Source organism: Shewanella scandinavica (assembly GCF_031932065.1).
Classification (GTDB): Bacteria; Pseudomonadota; Gammaproteobacteria; order Enterobacterales; family Shewanellaceae; genus Shewanella; species Shewanella baltica.
In genome coordinates this window covers 35,618-52,794 of record NZ_JAUOES010000005.1, presented here as the reverse complement: position 1 = coordinate 52,794, position 17,177 = coordinate 35,618, and the positions used below count along the sequence as shown (strand labels likewise).

Genomic DNA, 17,177 nt, shown 5'->3' with positions numbered 1-17,177 from the left:
ATAACATAAAAGGAGTCTATACAGATGGAATATTTAGTAGAACGTATCGAAGGCCATACGGCCATTCTGACGATGAATAATCCACCGGCAAATACTTGGACCGCCGAGAGTTTGCAGGCGCTCAAAGCCAAAGTGCTTGAGCTGAACGCGAATAAAGAAATTTATGCCTTAGTGTTAACGGGCCAAGGGCAAAAGTTCTTCTCTGCCGGTGCCGATTTGAAGCTGTTTAGTGATGGCGACAAAGGCAATGCGGCGACGATGGCAAAGCACTTCGGTGAAGCCTTTGAAACCCTAAGTCAATTCCGCGGTGTATCGATTGCCGCGATTAACGGTTATGCCATGGGCGGAGGCTTAGAAGTCGCACTTGCCTGTGATATTCGAATCGCCGAAATTCAAGCTGTGATGGCATTGCCTGAAGCGACCGTAGGTTTATTACCTTGCGCAGGTGGCACCCAGAATCTGACCGCATTAGTTGGTGAAGGTTGGGCTAAGCGGATGATTTTATGCGGTGAGCGCGTCGATGCGACTCAAGCTTTGAATCTGCGTTTAGTGGAAGAAGTGGTCGAAACGGGCGAAGCGCTCAATGCGGCAATTGCGTTGGCCGTAAAAGTCGCCAACCAAAGCCCAAGCAGCGTCACAGCGTGCAAGACACTCATTCAAGCGGGCCGCACTATGGCGCGTAGCCAAGCGCTGCCGATTGAGCGTGAATTATTTGTCGGGTTATTTGATACCGAAGATCAGGCCGAAGGCGTGAATGCGTTTTTGGGCAAACGTAAAGCTGATTGGAAGAACCGCTAATGACTAATGTAGTAGATAACGTAAATCAGGCCACGACCACGCAAAACGTGGTTTTTCAAACCTTAGCCACCGCGTCCGGTAAGTTGATTGGGGTGGTGACACTCAATGTGGAAAAAGCCCTCAACGCCTTAGATTTAGACATGGTGCGCGCTATGACGGCGCAGCTCAATCTATGGAAGAAAGACTCGCTTATCGCTTGTATCGTGTTAGATGGCAGTGGTGAGAAGGCATTTTGTGCGGGTGGTGATGTGCGTGCTTTATACCATGCATCCATTGCCGCGAAGGGACAAGTGACTGAGGAGGCGAAGGTTTTCTTCGAAGAGGAATATCGTCTCGATTATCTACTGCATACCTTTGGCAAACCTGTGTTGGTTTGGGGCGACGGCATTGTGATGGGCGGCGGGCTCGGTTTGATGGCGGGCGCAAGCCACAGAGTCGTTACCGAAACTTCGCGCATTGCTATGCCTGAAGTGACGATTGGCCTGTATCCCGATGTGGGCGGAAGCTATTTCCTTAATCGCATGCAGGGCAAAATGGGACTGTTTTTAGGGCTAACGGCCTATCAACTCAATGCCGCCGATGCCTGTTATGTGGGCCTTGCCGATCATTACCTGAACCGTGACGACAAAGAACTGATGTTCGATGCCATGGCCACCTTAGATTGGAGCGATACACCGGCGCTTAATCATCAACGCTTAGATAGCATGATCAACGAGTTATCTAATCAAGTGGATATCCCTAAGGGTGAAAGTGTATTGGCGGACAGCCAAGATAATATCGACCGACTGATGGCGGGTAGCTTGGAGGATATTGTCACCCGTATGTCGACGTTAGCGTCGGAGGATGCTTGGTTAATGAAGGCGCGCGACACCTTCCTGGCTGGCAGTCCTATCAGCTGGCATCTGGTTAATATCCAATCACAACTTGGTACTAAGTTAAGCCTAGCTGAATGTTTTAAATGGGAATTAACCGTCAGCGTTAACGTGTGTGCCCATGGTGATTTCTGCGAAGGGGTTCGCGCACTCTTGATTGATAAAGACAGACAACCCCAGTGGCGCTTTAAGGATGTTAACTCAGTGCCTACCGCTGTACTTGAGCAAATATTGACTTCCCCTTGGGGCGAGGCGCATCCCTTTAGCCAACTGAGCTAAGCGTTGAGTTAATTGTGCATAGAGTTGGCTAAGCGTTGACTTGATTAACGCAGACTTGAATAGTGCTGAGTGTATAGGCTCAGCCAAGTTCGCTTTACTCTGTGATAACGACAGCATAATCAACGGACTAGCAGTATCACTACACTAAATCACTACACTAAAAAGAGAACAGCACACAGGAGTGACAGCATGAGTACAGTAGCATTTATCGGTTTAGGTAATATGGGCGGCCCAATGGCAGCCAATTTATTAAAAGCGGGCATGACGGTTCGCGTATTTGATTTAGTCCCAGAAGCCATGCAAAGCCTTGCCGAGCAAGGGGCCTTTGTTTCTAGTACGGCTTGCGGCGCGGCGGCGGGTGCCAATGTAGTGATCACTATGCTGCCTGCGGGTAAGCATGTGAAAAATTTATATTTAGGCAATGGCACAGACAAAGGCCTGCTCGAGGTCGTTGCGGGTGATACTTTACTGATCGATTGCTCGACCATAGATGCGCAAAGCGCGCAATTAGTGGCGGCCGAAGCGGCTAAAAGCGGCATAGAGTTTATGGATGCACCGGTTTCTGGCGGCACTGCAGGCGCGGCGGCGGGCACTTTAACCTTTATTTGTGGTGGTTCCGATAGCGCATTTGAGCGGGGTCAACCAGTATTGAAAGCTATGGGGGTGAACATATTCCACGCCGGTGGCCCAGGTGCGGGACAAGTCGCTAAAATCTGCAATAACATGCTGTTATCTGTGTTGATGGTCGGCACTTCAGAGGCGTTGCAAATGGGCATTGACCATGGTCTTGATCCTAAAGTCTTGTCCGACATTATGAAGGTCAGCAGTGGTGGCAACTGGACGTTAGAGAAGTACAATCCCTGCCCAGGTGTGATGGAGACTGTACCTTCTTCTAAGGGCTATCAGGGCGGCTTTATGGTAGATTTGATGGTTAAAGATCTCGGTCTGTCCCAAGAAGCCGCATTATTGAGCAACTCCAGCACGCCAATGGGCGCTTTAGCCCGCAGCTTGTATGTGAATCATGCAAGACAAGGCAATGGCCGCCGAGATTTTTCCAGTATTTTTGAACAATTTGCACAACTTAAAAAATAGACATAGTTAACAAGGGATAACCAGATGGATTTAAAAGATAAGGTTGTCGTCATTACTGGCGGCGCGGGTGGCTTAGGTCTGGCAATGGCGCAAAATTTTGCGCAGGCGGGTGCTAAGATAGCACTTATCGACGTGGACCAAGAAAAACTCGAGCGAGCCTGTGCTGAGCTTGGATCGGACACTGAAGTCCAAGGTTATGCCTTAGACATTACCGACGAAGAAGACGTCGTAGCAGGTTTTGCCTATATTCTCGAAGATTTTGGCCAAGTGAACGTGTTAGTGAACAACGCCGGCATTCTGCGTGATGGCCTGTTAGTCAAAGCCAAAGACGGCAAAGTCACCGACCGTATGTCTTATGAGCAATTCCAATCTGTGATCAATGTGAACTTGACGGGCAGCTTCCTCTGCGGTCGTGAAGCGGCAGCGGCCATGATTGAATCCGGTCAAGCGGGCGTGATTGTCAACATCTCTAGCCTAGCGAAAGCGGGCAACATGGGTCAGTCGAACTATGCCGCCTCCAAAGCGGGCGTTGCGGCCATGTCTGTTGGCTGGGCGAAGGAATTAGCACGTTACAATATCCGTAGCGCAGCGGTTGCACCGGGCGTTATCGCTACTGAGATGACGGCGGCAATGAAACCTGAGGCGCTGGAGCGTTTAGAGAAGCTAGTGCCAGTAGGACGCCTTGGTCATGCCGACGAGATAGCTTCCACCGTACGCTTTATTATTGAGAACGACTATGTAAATGGTCGTGTGTTCGAAATCGATGGTGGTATCCGTCTGTAATGACGATATCTTATTGATATTCATAAAAACCGAGCTGAGGCTCGGTTTTTTATTGCGTAAAGAAACATAATGGCATTTTGAACTCAGTCTTTGGATTTATTTAGATTTCACTGTTGGAGTTGACATTTAGTTGTTAACCTTCAACAATCGCCCTCCAGTTTTTTTACATAACTTTACATACATGTTTGTCGCATGTAATGGAGCTTAACATCCGGATGTCTTGGCAGGATAAAGCCCTCTGGCTTGAGAAAATCACTAAACGCATGATGTTAATCGTGGGTGTCCTAGGGTTGATTGTGATCTATTGCGGGTTCTTTTTTCTGCTCTTCAGTGGTCGCTCTGTGGCCGTGATCCCGTGGTTTTTCCTTATCTCACCTTGGGTGTGTATTTATTTTGGCTTAACGCAAGTACAGCAAGTGCAAGTGGTAAATTGGTTCTTAAAAAAATTTAAAAAATAACCAATTTCTGCAAGTTCCTATTTTGTTTCGGTTTGTGCAGTTGGCAAACATTGGGGAGAAACAATGAAGTTACATGGATATTTATGGGTGCTAGGGAGTTTGTTTTGTTTGGGGGCTTGCGAGCGCTCGAACAAAGAAACACCGCATCTTAGTGATAATGGTGGGCGTATTGTTGCGCCCTATGGCAGTTGGCTGTCTCCCTTATCGGCGAATGATGTATTTGAACAGGCCGATAATGTCGCCGAGTTACAAAGCGTAGATGGGGCGATTTATTTCTCTGAATCCGATGGTGATAAGCAAGGCCAAGTAGGGATTAAGCGTCTCGATAAACAGGGCAATATCGCCGACGTCGTGCCGCCAAGCTTTAATGTTAAATCCGCCGTCCATGAATACGGCGGCGCCGCCTTTTTAGGGATAGGCCAGAGTTTGTTTGCCACTAAGGCACAGGATCAACTGTTTTATCGTTTCGCCCCTAATCAACCCCCCCTGCCGTTAACGCCTAATGGCACCCGTCATGCTGACTGTATCGCTTATCCTAAAGGGTCGCGGATTATCTGTGTGCGCGAGGATCATCGCCAGCCCGGTGAGCCCAAGGCGAGTCTAGTAACAATCAATCTTAACTTTGCTGGTGAAGGCGATACTTTTGTCTCGGGGCATGACTTTATTTCTTCGCCTGCCATCTCGCCCGATAACAGCCAACTGGCGTGGATCACGTGGGAACATCCCTATATGCCATGGGATAACAGTATTCTCTGGCTTGGCGATCTCGACCGTAAAGGGCAACTGCACAATATTCGTAAGGTCAACACGCCTACGGATTCTTCGGTGACGCAGCCATTATTCAGTCCTGATGGACAATTGTATGTCGTGTCGGATATCAGTAACTGGTGGAATATCTATCGAGTCACGGCACAAAATACCTTAGCCCCAGTGCTGAACAAAAAAGCCGAGTTTGCCGTGGCAGATTGGTATTTAGGCAATCACAACTACGCCTTCGAATCCGAAAAAACCATCATTGCCAGTTATATGCTTGGCAGTCAGGCGGCGCTAATTCGGCTGCATTTGGATTCGGGTTTGACCGAGTCCTTGGCTGTCGATTTCGGCGAAATCACCCAAGTGATCAGGGGCGAAGATGCCGTTTATTTTGTTGGCGCTAAGGCGACGCCAGAGAAGGGGATTTATAAAGTCATCGGCCGCGGCACTGAGTTGGTGTATACGCCTAACTTGCCAAAGCTTGATCCCAATTATATTTCTCGGGCAAAAAATATTACCTTTAAAACCGGCGTTAACCAGCAAGCCTACGGTTATTTTTATGGGCCAGTTAACCCCAACTATACTGCGCCCCATGATACCCGCCCGCCCTTGATAGTGATGTTGCACGGCGGCCCAACAGCACGTGCGAGTCTGGCTTATCGCAGTGACATTCAATTTTGGACCAGCCGCGGCTTTGCGGTACTCGATGTTAATTTTCGCGGTAGCAGTGGTTTTGGCCGTGCCTATCGTCAGAGTATTTACGGCAAATGGGGCCAAGCCGATGTGGAAGATGCAGTCAATGCGGCCCGTTATTTAGTCGATAAAGGTTGGGTTGATGGACAAAAACTGGCGATTCGAGGCGTAAGCGCAGGTGGGTTAACTGTGATGTCGTCCTTGGCTTTTTATGATGTGTTTCAAGCGGGGGTAAGTTATGCGGGGATCAGTGATTTTGAACAGCTGGCCAAGAGTACCCATAAGTTTGAGACTGGGTATTTAGATCAGCTCATTGGTCCCTATGCGAACAATCAAGCCCGCTATAGGGAGTTGTCGCCGCTGTATCATCTTGAAGGCTTGAATGAGCCCTTGTTAATTTTTCAAGGTCTGCGGGATCAAATTGTGCCGCCACAGCAGTCGCGAAAAATTTATGAGGCGTTAAAAGTCAGAGGTGTGCCAACAGCTTATATCGCCTATCAAGATGAGCCACACGGAGGTTGGAAACCCGAGCACAGGGCCGCAGGATTAGAGACCGAACTCGCATTTTATGGCCAAGTGTTTAACTTCACCCCTGCGGGTAAGCTAGCAACATTGGTGCTGGATAATGCTGCGGCGTTAAAGCCGACCTTAGTCCGCAATCAATAACGCAGTATTTACCGTTATGACTCTTGGCCGTTGCTATTGCGACTGGCTTTACGACAACACTCAGAGCCTGCATCTTGCAGGCTTTGGTCTTTTTGGGATTTGTCTATGTCAGTTTCGTGGTCCTCATGGCTTAGGCTATCGATAATCGCGCAGTGAGGCTGATCGCCGCCTTGGCATTGGGTCACCATGTGCTGTAATTGCGCCCTAAGCTGTTGCAACTTATTGATTTGCTCTTCGACATAGGCAAGGTGAGTACGGGTAAGTTGTTTAACATCTTCGGCATTACGGCTTTCATTGCCCTTAAGGCCAAGCAAGGATTTGCAATCTTCTAGGCTAAAACCTAAGTCGCGACATTGATGCACAAACTTAAGCGCTTCAATATCTTGATGGCGATAAACTCGATAACCCGCCTCATTGCGCTCGCCGCACACTAAGCCAATATCATGGTAATAACGGATACTCTTAACGCTCAAGCCCGTTTGTTTCGCCACTTCGCCTATCTTCATCTTGACCTCTTCTTTGAGCAACTGAATGGTTTTTCGCCCAGCAATTAATTGTCGATGTGATCACATTGAGTAAATTCATCCTTGACTCTCCCGCAATGGGAGACTTTATCTTAGACCTATAGTGTAAAACATCAAGTGAGGGATCTCCCATGTCTATGACCAGACTCTATGTCGCCAATATGAATTGCGCTGGCTGCGTCGCGAAAATTGAAAAGGCGTTTGCCGCCCAAGCGGGCGTCGAAGCGCGTGTTAATCTCGCCGATAAACAAGTGACGGTAGAAGGCAAGATGAGCGCCGATACCGCCTTAACTGTGATGGAAAAAGCAGGTTATCCGGCGCAGGTAGTGGTGGATGCAAAAGTCGCCGCCGAAGAAAAACGCCTAGAAGATGCTACTGAGTATCGGCTGCGGATGCGCCAAGCCATAGCCGCGCTCGTTGTGGGCGTGCCTATGATGCTGTGGGGATTATTGGGCGGCGAGATGATGATCAACAGTCCAGCGATGCAGCTTGGCTGGGGCATTATGGGACTGGTCACCTTGGCCTTGCTTGTTACCACGGGCGGACATTTCTACCAAGGCATGTGGCGGGCGCTAAAAGCCAAAACCACGAACATGGATACGCTGATTGTGCTGGGCACCAGTACGGCATGGGCTTATTCCATGCTGGTGGTCATTATGCCGAGCGCATTCCCTATGGATACCCGCCATGTGTACTTTGAGGCGAGTGTGATGATTCTAGGTTTGATTAACTTAGGTCACGGACTGGAACTTAAAGCGCGGGGCAAAACCAGTGAAGCGGTGCAGCGATTACTTGGATTGCAATCCACCACTGCGATTCGGATCACAGATAAGGGCGATGAAAAGGTTGAGATAAGTCAGCTGAAATTGGGCGATAAGCTGCGTTTGCGCCCCGGTGACCGAGTTGCCCTCGATGGTGAGGTCGAAACGGGGCAATCCCTATTAGATGAAGCCATGCTCACAGGTGAACCCATTCCCGTGCTTAAAAATCGCGGCGACAGTGTGAGTGCGGGTACAGTCAATGGCAACGGCAGCTTAGTTTATCGAGTAACGGCGGGGCAAGAAGATACCAAACTCGCCAAAATCATCGCACTGGTGCAGCAAGCGCAAACCTCGAAATTACCCATAGGTCGATTGGCTGACAGAATCTCAGCGGTATTTGTCCCGACTGTGGTGGCTATAGCGCTGTTGGCAGCGGCAATTTGGTATTTTGTGGGGCCAGCACCCGCCTTAAGCCATGCGTTAGTGGTGCTGACGAGCGTGCTCATCATAGCGTGCCCCTGTGCGCTGGGGCTGGCGACACCTATGTCTATCATGGTGGCCGTTGGCCGCGCCGCCCAAATGGGCGTGTTAGTTAAAAATGGTGAGGCCTTGCAAACCGCCAGTAAAGTCGATTGTGTGGTGCTGGATAAAACCGGTACTGTCACCTTAGGCAAGCCGCAAGTCACTGATTTTAATTTAGTGCAAACGCTGAGTGATGCCGATAAAGAGACTTTGCTGGGTGAAATTGCGAGTCTTGAGCAGCACTCTGAGCATCCGTTAGCGGGGGCGATTGTTAGTTATGCCAAGCAATCCCTGTCGCAATTGCCCGACACACAGGCATTTACGAACCATCAAGGTAAGGGGATTGAGGGCAAGGTCGATGGCGTATCGCTGGCGATTGGTAATCTCGCCTTAATGACGGCATTGGATATTGTTAATTCCGATGGCAGTGCCTTAGATCCAAAAGCGACATTAAGCTTTGCAAACCAAGGTAAAACTCCGATTTATGTCGCCAAAGCGGGCAAGTTAGTGGCCACTATCGCGCTGGCCGATCCGATTAAACCTGATGCTAAAGACGCCATCGCGGCCATGTTGCAAAGGGGTATTCGCGTGGTGCTGTTAACGGGTGATAACCCACAAACGGCGCAGGCGGTGGCCGACCAAGTGGGCATCACTGAAGTGATTGCCGGTGTACTCCCCGAGCAAAAACAACAGCATGTGCTGGATTTGCAAAAGCAAGGACATGTGGTGGCTATGGTAGGGGATGGCATTAACGATGCGCCTGCTCTGATGAGCGCCGATGTGGGGATTGCAATGGGATCGGGCACTGAGGTGGCGATTGAAAGTGCGGATATCACCTTGCTGTCGCAGCAGTTGATAGTGATTGCTAACTTATTGGCATTGTCGCGGGCGACGATTACCAATATTAAGCAGAATCTGTTCGGCGCCTTTGTGTATAACAGCTTAGGCATTCCGGTTGCGGCTGGCGTGCTTTATCCACTCACGGGCATGTTATTAAGCCCAGTGATCGCGGGTGCCGCCATGGCCTTGTCTTCACTCACGGTCGTCACGAACGCCAACCGCTTAAGACGGCAGAAGTTATAAGCTGTCGATACCTAAGCTAACTCAAAATGTTGAAACGGGTATCTTGAGTTAGCTTAGGGCTATGTCCACATTAGCCTTTGGCGTCGTCAAGGTTTGCGACGCTACGGGTCATCAGATTGTCATTCTGTTCGAATACATTGAAAGCTAAGCCAATAGGGTCAAATTAATTACGCTTCTCACGCAGGCATTGTGCGGCGATTTCGGCATTCCCTCTGGCTTTTGATCAGCCTTGGTAGTTGATAATTTAGCCCAAACTGCTATAGTGCCACGTTTATTTTTACCCCTTCGGCATAGCGTTATTTGGTTTATGCTTATTTAAAGCGGCGCCAGCTGGCTCGGCCAACATTACTCGATTTGGAAGTTCATTTTGATCACAACAGCAAATATCACCATGCAGTTCGGCGCTAAGCCACTGTTTGAAAACATCTCAGTTAAATTTGGCGGTGGTAACCGTTACGGTCTTATCGGCGCAAATGGCTGTGGTAAATCGACCTTCATGAAGATCCTGTGTGGTGATCTAGATCCTAGCAGCGGTAACGTCTCGTTAGATGTGAATGAGCGTCTGGGTAAACTAAGCCAGAACCAGTTCGGTTATGAAGAATTCAACCTGATCGATACCGTGATCATGGGCCACCGCGAACTGTGGAAGGTAAAGCAAGAGCGTGACCGTATTTATTCTTTACCAGAAATGAGTGAAGAAGACGGCATTACCGTTGCCAACCTAGAGATGGATTTTGCTGAGATGGACGGTTATACCGCCGAATCTCGTGCCGGTGAATTGCTGTTAGGTGTGGGTATCGGTATCGACAGCCATTTTGGTTTGATGTCTGAAATCGCACCGGGTTTAAAACTGCGTGTGCTTCTTGCGCAAGCCCTATTCTCTGATCCAGACGTGCTGCTGCTCGACGAACCCACCAACAACTTGGACATCGACACTATCCGTTGGTTACAAGACATGTTGAACCAACGTAGCAGTACTATGGTTATCATTTCGCATGATAGATATTTTTTAAACTCAGTTTGTACTCACATGGCTGACTTAGACTACGGCGAATTGCGCGTTTATCCAGGTAACTACGACGAATACATGCAAGCGGCTACCCAAGCTCGCGAGCGTTTATTGTCTGATAATGCGAAGAAAAAAGCCCAGATCTCTGAGCTGCAAACCTTCGTCGCACGCTTCTCGGCTAACGCTTCTAAGGCGAAACAAGCCACATCACGTGCCCGTCAAATCGACAAGATTAAGTTAGACGAAGTAAAAGCCTCTAGCCGTGTGAACCCCTTCATTCGTTTCGAGCAAGAGAAGAAACTCTTCCGTAATGCCTTAGTGATTGAAAATTTGACTAAAGGTTACGACACACCGCTATTTGAAGACTTAAACCTAATTGTTGAAGTGGGCGAGCGCATTGCGGTACTGGGTGAAAACGGCGTCGGTAAAACGACCCTGTTACGTACCCTGATCCACGACATCCCGCAGGATGCTGGTACTATCCAATGGTCTGAAAACGCCAACATTGGTTACTATGCACAGGATCATGAGTCTGATTTCGCTAACGAAATGACCTTGTTCGAGTGGATGAGCCAATGGCGCAAACCAGAAGATGACGACCAATCGGTACGTGGCATCTTAGGCCGTATGTTGTTTGGTTCTGACGACATTAAAAAGTCAGTCAAAGTGCTGTCTGGTGGTGAGAAAGGCCGTATGTTATTCGGCAAGCTCATCATGCAAAAAGCCAACATTTTAGTGCTCGACGAACCGACCAACCACATGGATATGGAATCGATCGAATCATTAAACAACGCACTGGAAATGTACGAAGGCACCTTGATTTTCGTGAGTCATGACCGTGCATTCGTATCGTCGCTAGCTAACCGTATCCTCGAAGTGACTCACACAGGTGTGAATGACTTCAGAGGCACTTACGATGAGTTCCTTGCCAGTAAAGGCATCGAAGTCTAAGGTTATTCTTGATTTAGCTGCATGTGTAAATGCATGCATCTAAATGCAGCATCAATAAAAACGCCGCAATGCATTGCGGCGTTTTTGTATCTGTTATCTGTCTATTATCTAGCGATTAGTTTTTTATGCACTTGATTCTAGCGCGTTAGCGACGCTCGTTATTGCACTGACTCTTGCTGCACATAAATCAAACTGTCGGTATCAAAACCGCGGGCTTTAGACATTTCAACAAACTTTTGCAGTACCTCGGTTGGCACAGTCGGGGTTTTAGCCAGTAGCCATAAATAATCCGTGTCGGGTCCCGAGATGAAAGCGTATTGATAGTTTTCATGATCTAATTCGAAGACCACATACGATCCATAAAATGGCCCAAAGAAGGAGACTTTCAAATAGCCTTCTGAGTCCCCATTGACAAAATAGGCCTTACCTTCGGCTTCTTTCCATTCGTTTTTAGCCGCTGAAAATCCACGGTTAATGACCATCACACCGCCATCGTCTTTCAGGCTGTATTCTGCGCTAACTTGGCTTAACCCCCTTTCAAATGAATGATCTAAGCGCGCAATTTCGTACCATTTCCCTAAGTATTTATTCAGCTCAAAATCATTAACGGGTTGAACCAATTTAGGCATGCCTAAACAACCGCTGAGCAAAAATACACTGATGACCAACAGTAGCTTTCTCAATTTGACCTCCTAATCTTAAGTCTTAGTCGCACATCTTAAGTTAAATGTTCAATCAATCCTCTGTCGAGCTTACACTATTTTCTTCATATTATTTCAGCTACTTGGCTTCTATTAGTTAAAGTCTTATTAGTTAAAGTCCTGTTGTTTAAAGTCCTGTCGGCGACAGTCTTGTGGGTTACTCGCTCGCAACCCGCACTTTGCGCTGACTGATAAAGCCTTGGCTAATGCCGGCCAGAATAATCAAGCCGACACCGCTTAATTGAATTGGGCTCAAGGTTTCACCAAATATCCACCATGCCAGCGTCACTACGATAACGGGTTCCACATAGGCGAGGGTGCCAAAGGTGACTGCAGGCAATTGCCGCAGGGCTTTTACTGCCAGTAATATTGCTAAAAATCCGGGGAAGAATCCAATCGCGACCAACCAAGCAATTTGCGGCAAACTTGGCGTCAGCGGTGCATTTATCACAAAGGGCAGTAGGCATAAAGCGCCGATACAAAGCTGCACTAAAGTGCTCTGATAGGGCGAACTCAGACTCGGTTTTCGGTTAATTAACATAAACCCGCTGTAGGTTAATAGGGCGAGTAGGGCATAAAAATAGCCTAATAATTCAGTGTGATTGCTCGCTTGCTGCGGCCCTGTTGGGATCATTAACATAAAGCCCATCAGCGCGACCACTACGCTTGCCATGCTTAAGCGGGTGAGTTTTTCGGCAAAGAAATAATGGGCGAAAATAGCCGACACCACAGGGGCTAAGTAAATAATCATGATCACATTGGCCATTTGGGTGTACTGAATGGCTTCAATGTAAAACACCATAAAACCCGCGAGCATAGCACCATTCACTAAGTTGCGTTTGCTGGGTTTATGGCTAATTTGCTGGCCTTTACCTGTGAGCAGCATATAAGCCAATAGAAATAGGGCACCGAGCATTAAGCGGTAGAAGGTAATGTGTTCGGCGGGCAGGGCGGCAAAGCGTGCGAATACACCGATTGTGCCCATAAGAATGGCCGCCAATAGGGCAAGAATGATAGCTAAAGCTGAGCTTGGCATAGATAACCTACAACAGAGTGAACAGAGAGTTAAGGGGCGACACCGTCCTGTGGACGGCGTCGATTTTGCCTTAAAAACTCACCCTAGGCTATGCCGATATATTAACTAAATAATGCTTTTACGTGAGCGGAAATGGTTAAAGCTATCTTGGCTGTAGGCCGCCTTAATCCGTTTTAACGCGGCGTAGTTATGGTCGAAGTACACATCAGTGGGGATAGCCTTATCTTTGAAGCTGATAAAGGCGCCCGAGGTGTTGGGGATGTCATAATTTCGGCTGGCATCAATCCAATCGAGTGCACGATTGATGCGAGTAAACACTTGGCTATCCTGCAATTGTTGTTTCTCTTGCAGCGCGTTATTCCACCAAGTTTGATATTGAATCGTGTATTGTCTGTCCTTGTAGGGGAAGGCGCTGCGGCTCTTTTGCTCTTCACCCATAGTGCGATAATAATCGCCCGCAATGGCGCCAAGGGTGACATAGGTAAATAGCCCCAATTGTCGATTACCTTCAAGCACATAGCGAGAAGTTAAGCTTTCAAGCAGTGGCTTATAACCGTCCCTTAGCCCCGTTTGATTGACTAAGCGCGAGGTGACTTTATGGGGCGCGGGCTCATCCAAATCGGGTGGCGTCGGTGAGCGATTTATGCCTTGCAAGTCAGCTTGCAGATGATGAAAAGATTCCCTCTCCCAATTGGCCATCAAGTTTTCACCGTAGGCTTTGGTGAGTCCGCCCATCCCCTCGATGCGAATATCATTGGGGACTAGGTCAAACTCATTAAATTGTGTCTGGATAAAGTGATTCAGACTGGCTGAATTGCCTTCCCAAAAGCCATACATCAAGCAGTTATGCTTAATCGACTCTGTGTCTATGTCAGGCGTTTTGTGTTGTTCTGCGGGTAAATGTTTGGCATTTATCTTGAGATTGGTACCAATCAAACAGCCTGTGCTGTCGGCATTAATGATGGCTTCCCAGCGCTGTAAAATGTCTTTGGTTGGTGTGTGCTCAATGAGTTCTTGGGTTTGTTTATCATAGCAATTCCACTCTAATTCAAATTTGAGCAGGCAAGGCGGTAGTGGAAAGGTTTGCACAAAAAAGCGGGTCACTATGCCGTAACTTAACCCACCGCCCCCCTTGAGCGCCCAGAGTAACTCAGGTTTATTGGCAACCGAGACGACTTGGGTTTCACCAATGCCAAGGACAATTTCTGCCTGTAATAGGGATTCGCAGCACATGCCGTATTTGCGGGTCCAAGGTCCTGAGCCGCCGCCCATAATAAATCCCGCTAAGGCAACGTTGCCACTAGTGCCATGGGGGATCATCACGCCTTTTTTCGCAAGGGCAGTGGTGAGATTGATAAAGCGATTGCCTGGGCCAATGGCCGCAATACCTGTGATGGGATCTAAAGTGAGGCTATCCATCTTCAGCAGATCTAACACTATGGTATTGGTTTCAGTGCTTTCACCTTCGTGATCATTCCCACCCGAGCGCACACTGATCGGCAAGTTATAATCGATGGCTGCTTTATAGGCGATTTTGACTTCTTCAGTGGAAGTGCATTTGATGATCGCCAGAGGCTTTTTTTGCAACCTGCGGTTGAACAGCTGGCAAGCTTGTTGGTAGGCAATCATTTGCTTACCCGTGCTGACCGAGAATTGCTGTTCACTATAATAATGGCCAGCGGTAATAATATTGTCGGCCGGAATGTGTGCGCGAACTTCATTGATGAAATTAACAAAGTTTTTGGCTTGAGTGATCACTAAGTTTTCACTGATCCGCACTTCTGCACTTAATTCTTCTTCGGTCGATTGCATAATCAAACAATCCCGTTCGAGTTCATTCGCGACGGTCACTTTAATATTCGAACGATAGGCCGTCAGCGATTTAAATACTTCAATATTGATGGTGATATCCGCTTGATTGCTCGCCGCGTAATTAACGACATAATTAAAATTAGGCCAAGTGTTATAGTCACACTCAATAATATAGGCTCGGCGTTCGTGGGGCGGAATAATCTTAGGCAGTTGTTGATTATAGGCGTTGCTATCCGCGGTGGTTTTTATGAATTGATATTCAGTATCATTAAATATGACCAGCAGCACTTTTTGTCTTTGAAGTGGGATAACGTTTTCATCACGAAAATTATATACATCTTGATGCTGGTAAATGTAAAGGTTATTTTCGGTGATCGATTTTTGTTGCGCCGGATTACGATAATAGTCGACGATTTCGGTTCGGGTTAATAATCGATTAAGTAAAGTGATGCCAAATATTTCACCATCGAAATGTGTGTCACGGTGATTGGGTAATGACACGTTTTCAATTAAAAACTCATTGTCAGCAACCAGTGACAGGTTATTGAGTTGTGTATGGGTAATTTCACCATCCACATAACAATTTATTTCATGGTATTCATGGCAGATAGACAATAAGTGCCACTGGCCGTCATTGAGTCCACCTAAGGTTGATATTGCCTCAGCCCGCAGTAAGGTGGTATTAATCACGCATTCAATATGCCCCAGTGAATTAATATCCACCGCGAAATAGGTATCTTCTCGATCGGTTTTATAATGGAATACACGCCCACCTGCGCTGGTTTTTACCCAACACTGGTAAGTAAATATGGCAAGGGGTGACGTGCTCACGGGTAAGCTTTTTTCAATCACTGCCCGTATATTTCTTGATGCCTCAAGCTTATTCATATTCGTGCGTCCTTTCGTGTGCTTTGTGTGTTTTACCTCAGTGCGCTAAAGCGCAACTGGGGTAATTCATCCCGTGGTTAATCCATCGCAGGTAACTAAGTCGCGGATAACTAAGCCGCGGGTAACTATGTTTTGGGTAAATCAGTTGTGGGTAAATAAGTCGCCAATTAATGGGGATTAAAGCGACGTATTGATCCTGTCACGGCCATCGGCTTTGGCGCGATACAATGCGGTATCGGCGGCGCACAGCATGGCGAGTGAGGTACGGAACTGGCCATTGATTTCACTCGCAATCCCTTGGCTCGCGCTCACAGAGACATAGTCGCGCAGGCCTTGCTCAGTAAAGCGCAGATCATTAATCCCTTGCTGCACTTTTTGGGCAATCGTCAGTGCCATTTTGGCATTGTGGCTTGGTAGTATTAGCGCGAATTCTTCGCCGCCGTAACGCGCTGCCAGGCCAATGTCTATTGGCACTATGTCAGCAATCACTTTGGCAATCTTACGTAGACATTCGTCGCCTTGGATATGGCCGAATTGGTCGTTAAACACTTTGAAATAATCCACATCGATAATCACCACGCTGATAGGGCGCAGCTTACCCGTGCATTCTTCCCAATAGTGATGCAGCATTTCGTCGAAGTATCGGCGGTTCGCCAGCCCAGTCAGTGAATCCGTGGCAGCCAATTTACGCAGCTTTTGATTCTCCGCTTTGTGCTGCGTTAAATCGTGCATCATCATCACGAACAGAGGTTCATGGCTGGGGATGTAGGAAATGGAGAGTTCGACATCTTTTGCTTTGCCTGAGGCGGTAATGAGGGTAATTTCTTCGGCGCAGTGCTGCACTGGAATGCCGCAGTTTTTGCCTAGTTTAATATCATTGCTCAGCAGATTGTCGTAGCGAGCTTGATGGTGCTCGGTCAAAAAGTTGCGCCAATCTTGTCCCTTCAAACTGGCCTGCGGGCATGTCAGTAAGTCAGCACCTTTGCTATTGCTAAAGTAAATGTAACCTTGGGCATTGACGATAATCACCGGCTCGGTCAGATGCTGAATAAACTGTTGAATCGTTTCAATCGAGGCATGTTCGAAGAAGGTTAACGGCAATGCGGGCTCGACCAAGCCTTGCTGCGCAGTACACTGTAAGCCATTGTCTTCACCCACAAGTGATAATGGATGTTGTGAGCGAGTCTGTTTAGGTGAGCTTGTCATTGTTATCATTCTCCGTGAACCTAATGTCATCTGCGCTAAGCGCTTTTCTGATGATGACTTTATTCTTCGCAAAGAAAAGATACCTTCTGCTTACCTTCCGATTTAATCTATTGTTTATAAAGGTTTTAAATTTACTCTTCTCACGGTAAATACCCAGGTTTAGCTGAAACGTGCGAGGTTTGGGGCATGGCTAAGTTGAAAGAGTGGCACTCATGAGTGGATTTTTGGCTATTAAGCGGCAAGGGCAAAGGATTTTAGTGTCGAAATTTAACCGCAGATAAAGAGGTGGA

13 protein-coding genes are annotated in these 17,177 nt (G+C 47.8%); 8 read left to right on the top strand and 5 right to left on the bottom strand.

All coding sequences use genetic code 11. The features are described from left to right. Window positions 1–24: 24 nt before the first annotated feature. From Q4Q50_RS05360 to Q4Q50_RS05335, 6 genes are all read left to right on the top strand, one after another. A complete protein-coding gene (locus Q4Q50_RS05360; protein WP_006081029.1) occupies window positions 25–798 on the top strand; it encodes an enoyl-CoA hydratase in 774 nt (257 codons plus the stop codon). After that, window positions 798–1,949 (top strand): enoyl-CoA hydratase/isomerase family protein, encoded by a 1,152-nt coding sequence (locus Q4Q50_RS05355; protein ID WP_311898721.1) that lies wholly within the window; start codon window positions 798–800, stop codon window positions 1,947–1,949. Before Q4Q50_RS05360 ends, Q4Q50_RS05355 begins: the two co-directional genes overlap by 1 nt. A gap of 189 nt (window positions 1,950–2,138) precedes the next feature. Then, entirely contained in the window at window positions 2,139–3,041 is a 903-nt protein-coding gene (gene mmsB / locus Q4Q50_RS05350; RefSeq protein WP_106650064.1) for a 3-hydroxyisobutyrate dehydrogenase, read from the top strand. A gap of 24 nt (window positions 3,042–3,065) precedes the next feature. Next, entirely contained in the window at window positions 3,066–3,824 is a 759-nt protein-coding gene (locus Q4Q50_RS05345) for an SDR family oxidoreductase (RefSeq protein ID WP_006081032.1), read from the top strand. A 215-nt stretch (window positions 3,825–4,039) separates the two neighbouring features. Further along, the gene (locus Q4Q50_RS05340; protein WP_006081033.1) at window positions 4,040–4,282 is read left to right on the top strand and encodes a hypothetical protein; all 243 of its coding nucleotides are present in this window, start codon (window positions 4,040–4,042) and stop codon (window positions 4,280–4,282) included. A gap of 63 nt (window positions 4,283–4,345) precedes the next feature. After that, window positions 4,346–6,394, top strand: coding sequence for an alpha/beta hydrolase family protein (locus Q4Q50_RS05335; RefSeq protein ID WP_311898718.1), 2,049 nt, complete (start codon window positions 4,346–4,348; stop codon window positions 6,392–6,394). Between the two features lie 14 nt (window positions 6,395–6,408). Here the strand turns inward: Q4Q50_RS05335 and Q4Q50_RS05330 are convergent, their stop codons facing one another. Next, the gene (locus Q4Q50_RS05330) at window positions 6,409–6,900 is read right to left on the bottom strand and encodes a MerR family DNA-binding protein (protein ID WP_311898717.1); all 492 of its coding nucleotides are present in this window, start codon (window positions 6,898–6,900) and stop codon (window positions 6,409–6,411) included. A 149-nt stretch (window positions 6,901–7,049) separates the two neighbouring features. On the opposite strand from Q4Q50_RS05330, the gene Q4Q50_RS05325 reads away from it, so the two are divergent. Both Q4Q50_RS05325 and Q4Q50_RS05320 read left to right on the top strand, forming a co-directional pair. Beyond that, window positions 7,050–9,284 carry a heavy metal translocating P-type ATPase gene (locus tag Q4Q50_RS05325; RefSeq protein WP_259589301.1) on the top strand — a complete coding sequence of 745 codons (2,235 nt, stop codon included), beginning with the start codon at window positions 7,050–7,052 and terminating at the stop codon, window positions 9,282–9,284. A gap of 367 nt (window positions 9,285–9,651) precedes the next feature. Continuing rightward, the gene (locus tag Q4Q50_RS05320; protein ID WP_080514475.1) at window positions 9,652–11,244 is read left to right on the top strand and encodes an ABC-F family ATPase; all 1,593 of its coding nucleotides are present in this window, start codon (window positions 9,652–9,654) and stop codon (window positions 11,242–11,244) included. A gap of 158 nt (window positions 11,245–11,402) precedes the next feature. Here Q4Q50_RS05320 and Q4Q50_RS05315 read toward each other — a convergent pair whose 3' ends face one another. The 4 genes from Q4Q50_RS05315 to Q4Q50_RS05300 form a co-directional block, all read right to left on the bottom strand. After that, complete coding sequence (locus Q4Q50_RS05315; protein ID WP_259511287.1) at window positions 11,403–11,927, bottom strand: lipocalin family protein; 525 nt, start codon at window positions 11,925–11,927, stop codon at window positions 11,403–11,405. A gap of 175 nt (window positions 11,928–12,102) precedes the next feature. Then, window positions 12,103–12,981 (bottom strand): DMT family transporter, encoded by an 879-nt coding sequence (locus tag Q4Q50_RS05310; protein WP_311898713.1) that lies wholly within the window; start codon window positions 12,979–12,981, stop codon window positions 12,103–12,105. 105 nt (window positions 12,982–13,086) lie between these two features. Beyond that, window positions 13,087–15,681 (bottom strand): FAD-binding oxidoreductase, encoded by a 2,595-nt coding sequence (locus Q4Q50_RS05305; protein WP_311898712.1) that lies wholly within the window; start codon window positions 15,679–15,681, stop codon window positions 13,087–13,089. Window positions 15,682–15,858: 177 nt separating this feature from the next. Further along, window positions 15,859–16,887 (bottom strand): sensor domain-containing diguanylate cyclase, encoded by a 1,029-nt coding sequence (locus tag Q4Q50_RS05300; protein ID WP_006081041.1) that lies wholly within the window; start codon window positions 16,885–16,887, stop codon window positions 15,859–15,861. Between the last annotated feature and the right edge of the window lie 290 nt (window positions 16,888–17,177).